The organism is Hallella multisaccharivorax DSM 17128, from assembly GCF_000218235.1.
Lineage (GTDB): Bacteria > Bacteroidota > Bacteroidia > Bacteroidales > Bacteroidaceae > Prevotella > Prevotella multisaccharivorax.
In genome coordinates this window covers 3301772-3316077 of record NZ_GL945017.1, presented here as the reverse complement: position 1 = coordinate 3316077, position 14306 = coordinate 3301772, and the positions used below count along the sequence as shown (strand labels likewise).

General features: G+C 51.6%; 6 protein-coding genes. 2 read left to right on the top strand and 4 right to left on the bottom strand.

Annotated features, from left to right (window positions below; all coding sequences use genetic code 11):
• The first annotated feature begins 17 nt into the window (after window positions 1-17).
• The gene (locus tag PREMU_RS13875) at window positions 18-3422 is read left to right on the top strand and encodes a trifunctional glycoside hydrolase family 18/polysaccharide deacetylase/glycosyltransferase family 2 protein (RefSeq protein WP_007576251.1); all 3405 of its coding nucleotides are present in this window, start codon (window positions 18-20) and stop codon (window positions 3420-3422) included.
• Window positions 3423-3609: 187 nt separating this feature from the next.
• Here the strand turns inward: PREMU_RS13875 and PREMU_RS13870 are convergent, their stop codons facing one another.
• From PREMU_RS13870 to PREMU_RS15905, 4 genes are all read right to left on the bottom strand, one after another.
• Complete coding sequence (locus tag PREMU_RS13870) at window positions 3610-4491, bottom strand: discoidin domain-containing protein (protein WP_007576248.1); 882 nt, start codon at window positions 4489-4491, stop codon at window positions 3610-3612.
• Between the two features lie 28 nt (window positions 4492-4519).
• Window positions 4520-6496 (bottom strand): RagB/SusD family nutrient uptake outer membrane protein, encoded by a 1977-nt coding sequence (locus PREMU_RS13865; RefSeq protein ID WP_007576246.1) that lies wholly within the window; start codon window positions 6494-6496, stop codon window positions 4520-4522.
• An 8-nt stretch (window positions 6497-6504) separates the two neighbouring features.
• Entirely contained in the window at window positions 6505-9684 is a 3180-nt protein-coding gene (locus PREMU_RS13860) for a SusC/RagA family TonB-linked outer membrane protein (protein ID WP_007576245.1), read from the bottom strand.
• A gap of 191 nt (window positions 9685-9875) precedes the next feature.
• Window positions 9876-10148 carry a glycoside hydrolase domain-containing protein gene (locus PREMU_RS15905; protein WP_336433294.1) on the bottom strand — a complete coding sequence of 91 codons (273 nt, stop codon included), beginning with the start codon at window positions 10146-10148 and terminating at the stop codon, window positions 9876-9878.
• Window positions 10149-10485: 337 nt separating this feature from the next.
• Here PREMU_RS15905 and PREMU_RS13855 point away from each other — a divergent pair, with 337 nt between their 5' ends.
• Entirely contained in the window at window positions 10486-14259 is a 3774-nt protein-coding gene (locus PREMU_RS13855; protein WP_007576243.1) for a TIM-barrel domain-containing protein, read from the top strand.
• The last annotated feature ends 47 nt before the right edge of the window (window positions 14260-14306 follow it).

Below are 14306 nucleotides of genomic sequence, written 5' to 3'. Positions count from 1 at the left end.
TGTAGAGAAAAAGATTTATGGATAAGCAAGTGTTCCAGACCGATAGCCGTCGGAGGTGGATGCGGTTTAAATGGACGATGCGTTTCTTCGCGACTCTCGTTGCCTTGTTGCTCATTGTTTTTATTACGATGTTCTTTATGGAAGGCAGTCCAAACATGCCTTTCCGTCACGATTATCGTGGCGTGATGTCGGGTTCCAAGCCTTTCATGCGCGACATCAAACTGACAAAGACCTACCGTTCTCTCCGCGACAATTTCGTGGAGCGACATATGCACAACACTTACCTGGAGCACTTTGAGAAGAGCCACCGCTTTGTCGGACACGGGAAAGGGCTAACGCAGAAGTTCATCAACGAATGGACAGACCCGCGCATGGGCGTTCGCGCGGCATGGTTTGTCAACTGGGACCCGCATGCCCTGCGCTCATTGAAGCAGAACATGAGGAATCTGAATCTGGTGATTCCGGAGTGGCTTTTCATCAATCCCAAGACGTGTGAGTTGGAAATAAGGGTTGATAAGAAAGCCCTTGCCCTCATGCGTAAGTCGGGTATTCCCATCATGCCCATGCTGACCAACAACTACAAGAACGGCTTCCGGTCGGAGGGCATCGGCCGCATCATGAGGAATCCAGCCCTGCGCAAACGGTTCATCAACAGCATGCTCGTCGTCTGTCATCGCTTCCGCTTCCAGGGTGTCAACATCGACTTGGAGGACTTGACCATCAACGACAACGCACAGCTCACCAACTTCGTCAAGGAGCTTTCACAGCTTTTCCACGATAACGGCATGTATATCACCCAGGACATCCAGCCGTTTAATGACGACTACGATGTGCAGCCGTTGGCGAAGTACAACGACTACCTCTTCCTCATGGCCTATGATGAGCACAACACCGACAGCCGGCCTGGCGACATCGCTTCGCAGCACTGGGTGGAGCGTGCAACCGATTGGGCGGCGAAAAACATCCCCAACGACAAGCTCGTTCTCGGTCTCGCCGCTTACGGATACGACTGGCCGGATGGCGACAATGCAAGCACAGTGTCGTTCGATCAAACCATTGCCTCAGCGCTTGACGCAGGGGCTGACATCCACTTCAATGACGATTCGTACAATCTCTCTTACTCCTACTATGACGACGACAACCTGCTGCATCAAGTCTATTTTACGGATGCGGCGACGCTGTTCAACATGATGCGTTTCGGTGTGACCTATCATCTTGCCGGCTTCAGCGTGTGGCGTCTCGGCACCGAAGATCACCGGCTGTGGAATTTCTATGGCAAGGACCTGGCTTGGGAGCAAGTGAAGAAATGGAACATGAACAAGATGATGCGCCTGGTGGGTTACGACGATGTTAACTTTGTTGGCACGGGCGAGGTCATGGATGTGGAGTCGGAACCGAAGGAAGGTAAAGTCAGTCTGGCGATGGATCCCAATGACGCTATCATCACTGAGGAGAAATACCTGGGGCTGCCCTCTACTTACACGATCACGAAGTTGGGCCATTGCGGTCCCAAGGATTTGCTGCTCACCTTTGACGACGGTCCCGACTATCGGTGGACACCGCGTGTGCTCAGCACGTTGAAGAAATATCATGCGCCAGCCGCTTTCTTCATGGTAGGCTTGCAGATGGAGAAGAACCTGCCCCTTGTTCGCAGGGTCTACGATGAGGGCTACACCATAGGCAACCACACCTTCACCCACCATAACATGATTGAGAACTCGGACGCCCGCACCTATGCTGAGCTCAAGCTGACGCGCATGCTCTTGGAGAGCGTCACCGGACAGAGTACCATTCTCTTCCGTGCGCCTTACAATGCCGATGCCGATCCTACGCAACATGAGGAGATCGAACCGATGATCCTTGCCAGCCGCCGCGACTATCTCTTTGTGGGTGAAGAGGTCGACCCTAACGACTGGGAACTCGGCGTGTCAGCTGACCAGATCTATCATCGTGTCATTGACGGTGTGCACCGTGGCGACGGCCACATCATCCTGCTTCACGATGCCGGCGGCGTAACCCGCAAGCCTACTTTGGCAGCACTGCCGCGCATCATCCGCACCTTGCAGCACGAAGGCTACCATTTCATCTCTCTGGAGAAATATCTCGGTATGAGCCGTTCTCAGCTCATGCCGCCTGTACCTAAAGGCAAGACTTATTATGCCATGCAAGCCAACCTCACGCTGGCCGAGATCATCTATCACCTGAGCGATTTCCTTACCGCGCTGTTTGTGGTCTTTATCGTACTTGGCTTCCTGCGCCTCGGGTTCATGTACTACCTCATGGTGATGGAAAAGCGTAAAGAGCGTCGCCGTCATTACACGACGCTCACAGAGGACAACGCGCCAAAGGTCTCTATCATCGTCCCCGCCTACAACGAGGAAGTCAATGCCGTGCGTACGGTGGAGACCTTGCTCAAGGAGGACTATCCAAACTTCGACATCTACTTCGTCGATGACGGCAGCAAGGATCACACTCTGGACCGTATTCACGAGGCTTTTGACGGCAATGAGAAGGTGCACATCCTCGGCAAGCCCAATGGGGGCAAGGCTTCGGCACTGAACTATGGCATAGCCCGCACCTCGTCGGACTATGTGGTGTGCATTGATGCCGACACACAGCTGCGCCCCGATGCCGTGAGCAAACTCATGCAGCACTTCCTTGCTGACGGCGAACACCGCATCGGCGCCGTGGCAGGAAACGTGAAAGTGGGCAACCAGTGCAACATGCTTACGCGCTGGCAGGCTATCGAGTACACCACCAGCCAGAACTTTGACCGCATGGCCTACTCTTACATCAATGCCATCACTGTGGTGCCTGGGGCCATCGGCGCCTTCCGCAAGGAGGCCATCGAGAAAGCCGGTGGCCTCACCAATGATACCCTTGCCGAGGACTGCGACCTGACCATGCGCATCATCGAGAGCGGATATGTCATTGAAAACGAAAACTTCGCCGTGGCTATGACCGAGGCGCCGGAGAACGTGGCGCAGTTTGTCAAGCAGCGTGTGCGCTGGTGCTTTGGCGTGATGCAAACTTTCTGGAAGCACCGGGCATCACTCTTCAATCCGAAAAAACACGGTTTCGGACTGTGGGCCATGCCCAACATGCTGGTGTTCCAATACATCATCCCCACCTTCTCACCGTTGGCAGACATCATGATGTTTGTGGGGCTTTTCTCGGGCAACGCCTTGCAGATCCTGACCTATTACCTGATTTTTCTCGCCGTGGATGCCAGCGTGAGCATCATGGCTTATCTTTTTGAGCACGAACGGCTGTGGGTGCTGTTGTGGATCATTCCGCAGCGCTTTTTCTACCGCTGGATCATGTACTACGTGCTCTTCAAGAGTTATCTCAAAGCCATCAAGGGTGAGCTGCAGCAATGGGGCGTACTCAAGCGTACTGGCGACGTAAAGAGCCTTGCCTGACATATATAAAAAACGCGACTGCCTCTACACTGTAATCGCATCGCGTCTACAGTGTAAAGGCAATGCGATTACAGTGTAAAGGCGATGCGATTACGGCGTAGAGGCGATGCGATTACGGCGTAGAGGCAATGAATAAAAAAAGTGTATCATTTTCGATGATACACCTTCTTTTTTTCGTTGACGGTTATTACTTCTCGTTTTCAGGGTCGTAGATAGTCGTCTTCACTTCTTTCACGGAAAGCTCTGCGAGTGCTACCCATTGACTTCCTGATGTTGACGAGTCAATTCGGAGCCAGAGATAACGGAAAGGTTCAGCACTCACGATATGCGGCGAGTCGTAAGAGGCGGCCTTATCACCAGGTAGCCCTGTCAGTACATTTAATTGAAATGCTTTTGTCAGTGCATCGGTTGACTTATTGAACTCACTGGATCCTAAAACTGTAATCTGCTTTGGATTGTCCTTGTTGTTATTGTTACGGCAGACGTAGCTGAACATGACGCCCGTTACTTCTTTCTTGAGGTCCACCACTATGTAATGGGGGAAAGGCGAAGGACTTGACCAACTCATGTGGAAGAAACTGTTGTTATTTCCGTCAACGAGATTTCTGATGGGTCCTTCCGATGTTTCCTGATCATCGGTCCACAAGTCATCAGCCGTGAGGGTGATGGCATCGCCCAATCCTGCGTCTTTCACAGTAGGCAGCACGGCACCGGCCTGTGCGCTGACCGTGAACGGCGCGGTCTCGCCTCCGTCGTTACTGACAAAGGAGAACTGATAGTCCAACCTGCCATACTTGGCGTAGAGCCCATCGATAACGATAGAGTCAGCATAAGAACTGGCGTTCTTCACCACTTCGCCCTTTTTGGGATCGTTGTATTTCACCTTTACATAGTAGTAGTCAGGATGTGAAGGTTTTGTCCAATGGAAGACTACTTCTCCGGGCCTGGCAGTTGAAGTGATGGTGGTTTGGTCAATGATTGAGCTGGGCACTGTCTTGTCGTCGCTTGAGCATGATGAGAATCCTGCAAGGAGCGCAACAGCCAGCAAACTGTATATGGTCTTTTTCATTGTTGTTTTGAATTAATTACCTTTCTGATCAGTAGCCTGGATTCTGGACGATATGCACATTCTTGTTGATATCGGCCGAAGGTATCGGCATGAGATAATTGGAAGGAGATGCGAATTTACGCTCAAAGATGACGGTCTTCACCTTTGCGAAGTCAGTCAGCGTGGTAGCGTCAATGTCCATGCCTTGGGCTTTTACATTGAAGTATTTCTCTGCGAGAAGCCAGCGTCTCATATCCCAGAAGTTTTGATTCTCAAGGTAGAACTCGTTCATACGCTCGTTGCGAACAATCTCACGCAGCCCATCTTGTGTGGTGGCCTTTGATGGGTCTTTTGAGTAATTGCCCCATGCATCTTCTACGGTAGGAATGCCTGCACGTTCGCGCACCTTGTTGATATATTCACGGGCTGTGGAAAGGTCACCCGTCTCCACACAACACTCGGCATAGCCTAAATAAAGCTCCGCCAGGCGGATAACAGGCCATGGACGCTCATGGTAGTCGCCTAAGCCACTGGCATTCTTTGCGATGTCTGGATCCACAAACTTTTTATTGAGGAAGCCCGTAGGCGCATAGTTGTTGGAGCGGAGATTGTTGAGATCCTTACCCCTGCTGCAGTTTCCGCCGACGACAAAGCTCGTGATGAGCTCGCCATGAGTGCCATCAGAGAACTTCCTGTAATCGGCATCATCTCTGTAGGCGCCGTTGTTGCTGGAACTGAGAATCTCGTAAAACCCGTTTTGAAAGTCAATCCAGGCATAGAAACGGGGTTCACGGTCAAGGTCGAAACGCATGGTCTGACGCCCCAGGCATGCCTCATTCATATGTGTCGAATCCACTTTTACAAGATTCCAGGGGTGTGAGAAGTCGAGCGTCTTGTCCTCATCCATGGGCAGTCCATTCTTTGTATAGAAACGGCTCATCATGGCAATGGTGGGTGAGATGCCATTCCAGGAGTTGTTTCCATTCTTCCAGTTGAAAGGCATGCTTTTGTTTTGGAGACCGTAGTTGCCCTCACCACGTGAGTCGGCCAGGATGACTTCGCAATTGGAGCCGGCTTTTTCGCCTTCCTGTTCATAGTCGGTAGAGATATAGCGCAAGGCTCGTACGTGTGGGTCTGCCGGATAACCATTGGTGGAAATCTTATAATCGCCCCGTTTATACAAGTGGTAGCCGGCTGCCTCAGCCGCTGTAATGGCCTCTTTATAGGCATCGCGTGCCTTTACCCATTTGTTCGCATCGTAGGTGAGAGGCATGAGTGGTTTGCCCTCTTTGTCCTTGAAATCAGCATAAAACTTACTGTTGCCGTTGAACAATGGTGATGCGGCGTAGAGCAGTGTCTTGGCCTTCATGGCCTTGGCTGCCACGCTTGTGGCCAGACCAAACTCATTCGACTGCGTACCGATACGCGTTGCTGGAAGACCCTTTGCAGCCTCGTCGAAATAGTTGCAGATGGAATCCACACACACATCGTAGTCTGTTCGGGGAAGATAGTCCTTCGGATTGGTCATGGCATCGGGCTTTGTGGTAACTAAGATAATGGGGCCATAGCAACGTGTAAGCAGAAAATCGTAATAACCTAAAAGAAACTTTACCTGTGCCTTGTAGTCAGCCCTGTCTTTGGCCTCCAGCTCTGCGAAGTTGCCGCTCTTGTTGAGCTCCTCCTGGAAAGAGAGACACTGGCGGATGCCTTGGTATAAGGTGTTCCAGTAGGAGATGACCGGATCGGAGGCGGTATAATTGCCTTTGGGAAAGGCCGCGAAAGTTTCGTGCTCAAATGCTGTAACTACTTCATCACCCGTGAGCAGGTCAAGGGAGCTTGTACCGCTATTTGGCTGTGGCAGATAGCCATAGCAGGAGTATAGGTAGTTGAGTGCTGCCTGACGGTCTTTGGCCATGTCAGACTCAGATGCGTACTCCTTGGGCACGACATCAAGATAGTTACATGATGTCATCGTGAGGCCGGCAAGGAAGAAGCAGCCTATAATCAATTTATGTATTCTTTTCATGTCTGGAGTTAATTAATAGTGATTTGACAACCTACGTTGACGGTGAGCTGGGTGGGATATTTCGAAGTATAGTTGCCACCTCCCATCTCAGGATCCCACAGCTTGAACGGTGAGAAGGTGAGCAGATTGGTACCGTTGGCGTAGACGCGGATATTCTTGAAGCTATATCCGATCTCTGCATTCTTCAGTTTGAGAAAGCGTCCATTGCGCAGCCAGTAGGAAGACGAGGCTGTGTTGTTATTGTTGAAAGTTTCAGTCAGTCTTGGGAATGCCGCGTTGGGGTCTTGGTTGTCGGGGCTCCATCTGTCATCAGCGACAAACTGCAGTACGCCGCGGTGGGTCGATGTTCCAAAGGGCTGGATGTCTCTTAGAATCAGCGCCACGTTGCCACGGCCCTGGAAAAAGAAGGAAAAGTCCCATTTCTTATAAGAGACAGATGGCCCGAAGCCATAGATGAGCCTTGGTTCAGTGACACCCAGAGGTACCTGATCGTCGCTCGTGATTTTACCATCATATTTACCCTCAGCATCGGGTTGGTCCACATATTTGATGTCGCCCGGTGCAATGGTAATGTTGCCAAGGGTTGATACGGGGCCGTTGGTGACGTCGGCGTCGTCAATAAAGAGCCCGTTGGAAATGTAGCCCCATGCGGTCTTTACGTTTTTACCTTTGTACTTCATGGCTTCGCGCGTACCGGGTGCCTCGTCATAAACGGTTATCTTATTGTTGTTATAGGTCAGCGTGCCTTGGAACTGGATGGCGAGATCTTTGTTGATTGCCTTGTTGTAGCTCACCGCCAGGTCGACACCATGGTTGACTACTTCAGCAAGGTTGCCGTAGATCTTTGTGTTGGCTGTCCCAAGATAGTTAGGAATCGACAGCTTCTGCTGGAAGATGTTGGAGCGGCGCTCACGGAACCAGTCAAAAGTAATGCTTAGCGCATTGAATAGCTGTATGTCGAATCCGAGGTCGAGCTTGTGTCCCACTTCCCATGATACGTCATTGTTCCCAAGGCGAGTCCAGCCAGGTCCTGAATAGGAGACCTTGTTTCCTGGTATGCCAGTGGTGAAACTGCCGTTGCCTGTAAGAGTGATCACCTGCTGATAGATGAATCGCTCATATCCATACTGATCGTTGCCCACAAGGCCGTAAGTACCGCGGAGTTTGAAGTTGGAGATCACGTTTTGCAGAGGCTTCCAGTAGTTCTCCTCACTCATCACGTAGCCCAGACCAATCGAAGGGAAGAAGCCCCACCGGTGGCCTTTGGCAAACTGTTCGGAGCCATTGTATCCGGCATTGAACTCTACGAGATAACGATGGAGATAGTCGTAAGTGGCGCGTGCAGCAAAGCCCATCTTTCGAGAAGGAAGAGAGCCTAACAGATTAGTGAGGTCGTTGCCGTACCTGTTCGATTCATACTGGTTGATGTTCCACAGCAGCATTCCCGACACGGTATGGTTGCCGAAGGCGCGGTTGTAGTCGAAATAGGCCTGACCATAGTAGCGGCGGTCTCCGGCATTGGAGCCGGAATTGCTCAATACTGGCTGTTGGGGGTCGCCTACAGGCACGGTGGTATAGGTGTAGGAGCCGTCACTGTTCCTGGTATAGCCTTGCATGGTGTAGCGGTTGTAGTTCATGCCACGATAGTTGGAGCTCTTCGACCAGTTCTTGAACGAAGCCATTGCATGGAAAGCAAGGCCTTTGGTGATGAAGTCAAGCTTTTGATCGAAGTTGAGATTCGCCGTGATGGTACTGGCAAATGTGTCTTGATAGCCGTTGACAAGCTGTGCCAGCGGGTTCGAGCTGCCGCCGTTGCCAATCTGCTTAAAGCCCCAGTGCAGCCATCCGTCGTTACTCAGATCCTCATACATGATTGGGAAGAGCACGGGATTGGCTGCAATTACCTGCGAATAGATGCTGTTCATCGTGCTGCTGATATCGGTGTTGCCAGTCATTGGCCCGTGCATATTGTCAAGACCTGCATACAGGTGCAAGGCGATCTTCGATGACTTCGACATGTTGAAGTCGATGTTGTTTTGGAAAGCCAGTCGTGTATAATTGATGTTATTGTTGAACGAGAAGAAGTCCCTACTTCTGTTTTTCAGCATGCCTGTCTCGTGGCTGAGGTTGAGGTTCATGAAGTAGACGATTTTCTTCGTACCGCCACGGATGTTCATGTTGGCTTTCTGGTTGAAGGCTGTGTTTCTGAATATCTCCTTGTACCAGTCAACATCAGGAAAAACATAAGGGTTGACATGGTTGCGGGTGTTGGCTATCTGCTCGTCGGTATAGAGCGTGGAGCCTGTTCCTTCGTTTTTCACAGCCTCGTTGTATAGCTGCATAAATTCTGCGCCTTTAACAAATTTCGGCTTGGAAGTAGGCACGGTGACATTGCCTTCCACGCGGAAGGTGAGTTTTGGTTTCTCCAGGTCAGCACCGCTCTTGGTGGTGATGATCAGTACGCCGTTAGCACCTCGTGTACCGTACATGGCTGTAGCAGACGCATCTTTCAAGATGGAGAAGCTCTCGATGACATCCGGATCGAGGTGGTTAAGGTCGTCTTGAGAGATCTCCATGCCATCCATGACGATGAGCGGATTAGTGGCACCGCTGATCGTGGAGATACCACGAATGTAGAAGTTGGAGCCATTGGAGCCGGGCATACCGCTGCTCTGCGTAGCAATGACACCGGCCAGGCGGCCTGCGAAAGCATTGGAAATGTTTGATCCAGGTACGCGCAGGCCCTCCGGCTTCACCTGCTGAATGGATCCTACCACCGTCTCTTTCTTCTGTGTTGCACCGAAAGCAGTAACCACGACATCATTCAGCGTCTTGGTATCCTCTTTCATCTCCACAGACAAGACACGCTTGCCTTTCAGGGGCACTTCTTTCTTCTGGTAACCGATGTAGGTGAAGACCAGCACATCATTGTCACTGGCGACTTTCATGGAGAACTGACCGTTGACGTCAGTAGTTCCCATCAACTTTGGATTGCTCTTCGACACGATGGTAGCACCGATGACTGGCTGGCCCGTCTCGTCAAGCACCACACCCGTGACGGTATGTTCCTGATTAATGACCTGATAGGACGCAGTCTCAGGAGCTCCTTCGGCAGCCAAGGTAGTGATTGGCAAGCATGATGACATAGCTATACCCGCACTGCCCAACAAGTGAACGATTTTTTGCATACTTCTTTAGATTTAAGTGCTTTTTTGGTTTTAGATTAGAAACTGCTTCAAAATTAATGATATCGGATTATATAATCAAATATTATACTTATGAATGCCATCTTGTTAACTATATTTAGTATTTAAGTTTAAAGTGCACTATAATATAATAATGTGTATATGATAAAGGATACGTCATTTCTGTCTTTCTCCTATCGCTTGCTATCATCACGCAGCCTGGTGATGACAGCTGACCAGATGACGCAATAGGTGTCACCGGCGGGGAAGAGACGGTAGCGGGAGTCGGTGAGCGGATGGTTATCCCAGTTCATCCACGACCAATGCAAGTAGCCGTCGAGGCCTTTGGAAAGGCAATAGAGTGGGAGAAAGGCGGCATCGGAGGGCTTACTGTTGGTGAAGAGATTGGGCTCTACTTCCGTGCAGCAGGTGTAGCATGTCGAGACGAAGCCTTCTGACTTGCGCAGGGCGAGGTCTTCCGGAGAGAACGACTGGCCCCCCGCGCATAGAGGAAGATATTATGGCATCGCGTCTACAGTGTAATGGCGATGCGATTACAGTGTAAAGGCAATGCGTCTACAGTGTAAAGGCGATGCGATTACAGTGTAAAGGCAACATGGACTAAATAGTTACGCTGTGAGCTCTACAATTTAGAAAATTAATAATAATTTCATTGGCTTTAAAGAAAAATATATGTAACTTTGCGGTTATAAACCATCGTTGATAAAATTTACTATTCTACTTGATACAATTATCAAGCGCTTTTGAGTTATTCATAATATGAGAACGAAGAATCCTTTCAGCATGTTATTCTCATTCTTACTTTTGTCGTCAGGGGGCATAATGGCTGCCAACCCAGTTCCTGTGACGGGCATGCGGCAGATCAATCCCACGACTGTGGAGGTCATCTACGGCAATGGCCAGACAGCGACTCTGGACTTTTACGGCAAGAATGTCTTCCGCATTTTCCAGGATCCCCATGGCGGAATCATCCGCGATCCCAAGAGCAATCCGCCCGCCAAGATTCTTGTCGACAGTCCTCGTCAGGATGCTGGCGAGCTGCGACTCTCACATGACGGACAATCTGTGACGGTAGCCACGGCAGAGGTCAGCGTCAGCTTCGACCGCCATACGGGCCTGATGACCGTCACTGACCTGAGAAATGGCAAGGTGGTGGCAGAGCAGAGTAGGGCGGTGGACTTCCAGAACGGCAGGACCACACTGAGTCTGCGCAACCACGACGGGGAGTATTTCTATGGTGGCGGCGTGCAGAACGGAAGATTCTCCCATCGCGGACGGCGCATAGAGATTGTCAATACCAACAGTTGGACCGACGGTGGCGTGGCCTCGCCCGCACCTTTCTATTGGTCAACAATGGGCTATGCAGCCATGCCCTACACCTTCCAGCCAGGCGAATACGACTTTGGAAGCGAGGACAAGGCATCGGTCACTCTCACTCACGACACGTCACATCTGGATCTCTTCCTGATGGTGGACAGCACGCCCACGTCACTGCTGCGCGATTATTACCAGCTCACGGGCAATCCCGTGCTGCTGCCAAAGTTCGCTTTCTATGAGGGACATCTCAATGCCTACAACCGTGATTATTGGAAGGAGACGACCGATAAAAAAGGCATCCTCTTCGAGGATGGCAAGCGCTATGCGGAGAGCCAGAAAGACAATGGCGGCATCAAGGAGAGCCTCAACGGTGAGAAAAACAACTATCAGTTCTCCGCCCGCGCCGTGGTGGACCGCTACAAACACAACGACATGCCCTTGGGCTGGGTGTTGCCCAACGACGGTTATGGAGCCGGATACGGCCAGACCACGACACTCGACGGCAACATCGCCAACCTGAAAAGCTTCGGCGACTATGCCCGTAAGAACGGCGTAGAGATAGGGCTTTGGACGCAGTCGAACCTCCATCCCATCGATACCATCCCGGTCTTGCTTCAGCGCGACATTGTCAAGGAAGTGCGCGATGCCGGCGTGCGTGTGCTCAAGACCGATGTGGCGTGGGTCGGCGACGGCTATTCGTTTGGTCTCAATGGCATTGCCGATGTAGCGGGCATCATGCCTTATTATGGCAATAACGCTCGGCCTTTCATCATCACACTTGACGGATGGGCCGGCACACAGCGCTATGGCGGTGTGTGGACCGGTGACCAGACGGGCGGAGAGTGGGAATACATCCGCTTTCACATTCCTACCTATATAGGTGCAGGACTGTCCGGACTGGGCAACATCACGAGTGATATGGACGGAATCTTCGGCGGAAAGAACCCTATCGTCAACATTCGGGACTTCCAATGGAAGACCTTCACGCCCATGCAGCTCAACATGGACGGGTGGGGGGCTAATCCGAAATATCCTTCAGCCCTCGGCGAGCCGGCCACAAGCATCAACCGTTCTTATCTGAAGCTCAAGTCGGCGCTCCTGCCTTACACCTATTCGTGTGCCCATGAGGCCGTGACTGACAAGCCGCTGATCCGTGCCATGTTTTTAGACGACGCGTCCGATTTCACCCATGGTATCGCTACACGCTATCAGTACATGTATGGCCCGTCGTTTCTTGTGGCTCCCATATATCAGAATACGGCGGCCGACAAAGAAGGAAACGACATCCGGAACGGCATCTATCTGCCGGCCGGTATATGGTATGACTTTTTCTCCGGCGACACCTACGAGGGAGGACGCATCCTCAACGATGTTGCCGCTCCGTTATGGAAACTGCCGCTCTTTGTCAAGGCCGGCGCCATCATTCCGATGGTCAATGCCAATAACAACCCTTCGCAGATTGATCGCTCACGCCGCGTCTTCGAGCTCTATCCTAAAGGACAGTCTTCGTTTACGCTTTATGACGACGACGGTACGACAGAAAACTATCTCAAAGGAGACTCGGCCACGACCCGTATCACATCAGATCTAAACGGGAAGAGAGAGCTCACCGTCCGCGTTGAGAAGACACAGGGCAGGTTTAAAGGACAGGTTCTTCAGCAGGCGACAGAGCTGTTCATCAACTGCAACGGCCGTCCGGACAAGGTGACGGCTACGATGGGCGGCAAGAAAGTCACACTCAGGGAAGCTGCCTCCGGTGACAATACCTGGACTTTTGAAGTCGCGCCGGAGCTCAACCGCTTCTCTACTCCGGGCTCTCCAAGTGCCTCTGTCAGCATCAAGAAGAATGCCAGAATCGTTGTCAGGATAGCTCCGACGGATATTGCGGCCAATGAAGTGGTGGTCAACGTGAAAGGATTTGAACAGCTCAGAAAAGACAATGGATTGAAAAAGAGCCGTGGAAGTTTGGCGGCTCCGCAGCTCCTCAAGGCTGACGTGCAGCCCTATTCGGTCACGCCGAAATGGAAACGCGTGGACAATGCCGACTATTACGAGGTGGCATTCCAAGGGCAGATCTATTCGACGATTCGCGGCGAGGAGCAGCTGTTCGGCGACCTGACGCCCGCCACTGACTATGATTTCAAGGTGCGTGCCGTCAATGCTGACGGTGCCGGCGAATGGACTCCGCTGCACGTGCGCACGGCTGTCAATCCGCTAGAGTTTGCCATTCATGGACTCACAGCCACGTCGACAGCACGCGACATGGACGGCTTCGGCATCAAGCATCTCTTCGATTTTGCTACGACGGGCGACATCTGGCACACCTATTATTATAGTAAGGCGGTGCCGTTTGAATTTACCATCGATCTGCACAGCATCAATACGCTGGACAAACTGCAGTATTACCCACGCGCCAATGCCGGCAACGGGACGATTACACGTGCTGACATTCAGGTGAGTCGTGATGGAAAGACCTGGACTGACATGGGCGAACAGACCTGGGAAAGGGATGCCACGGTGAAGGAAGTGGTACTCACCGCCCATCCGGTGGCCCGCTATGTGAAGGTCAAGGTGCAGGAAGCTGTCGGTGGCTTCGGTTCCGGTCGTGAGCTCTATGTCTTTAAGGTGCCGGGTACGAAGACGCTGATACCTGGGGATATCAACAATGACGGGAAGGTGGACGACAATGATCTGACCTCCTACATGAACTATACGGGCCTGAAGAAAGGCGATGCCGACTTCGATGGCTATATCTCCGGCGGAGACATTAACAGCAACGGGCTCATCGATGCCTACGATATCTCCAATGTCACGACGAAGCTCGACGGTGGCGTCTATGATGACGGCAACAATGCTAAGCTGGCAGGTAGATTCTCCTATGAGTACGACAAGAAGGTGTACAAGGCAGGCGATGATGTCACCATCTTGGTGAAAGGCAAAGCCATGCAGGCTGTCAACGCGTTCAACTTTGTGCTTCCCTACCGTCCGCAGGATATGCGCTTCGTTAAGGTGGATGCCGTAGCGGCGAAGGAAATGAGAAATATGACTTATGACCGTCATCACAGTGATGGCTCTCAGGCACTTTATCCTACCTTTGCCAATGTGGGCAACCAGACTGTGATCAGTGGTGACGAGACACTCTGCGTGCTTCATTTCAAAGCTTTGCGTACCTTCACGGTGAAGCAGCAGGCAGCCAAGGGCATGATAGTAGATAAGTATCTGAACGAACTTGATTTCTGATCTATAAAGATGGCCGGCACAAGATGCCGACCATATAGTCAGTGTAT

Excerpts from the sequence above, each read along its gene's own strand:
- PREMU_RS13875 (WP_007576251.1), top strand. The coding sequence starts at position 18 with ATGGATAAGCAAGTGTTCCAGACCGATAGCCGTCGGAGGTGGATGCGG.
- PREMU_RS13870 (WP_007576248.1), bottom strand. The coding sequence starts at position 4,491 with ATGAAAAAGACCATATACAGTTTGCTGGCTGTTGCGCTCCTTGCAGGA.
- PREMU_RS13865 (WP_007576246.1), bottom strand. The coding sequence starts at position 6,496 with ATGAAAAGAATACATAAATTGATTATAGGCTGCTTCTTCCTTGCCGGC.
- PREMU_RS13860 (WP_007576245.1), bottom strand. The coding sequence starts at position 9,684 with ATGCAAAAAATCGTTCACTTGTTGGGCAGTGCGGGTATAGCTATGTCA.
- PREMU_RS13855 (WP_007576243.1), top strand. The coding sequence starts at position 10,486 with ATGTTATTCTCATTCTTACTTTTGTCGTCAGGGGGCATAATGGCTGCC.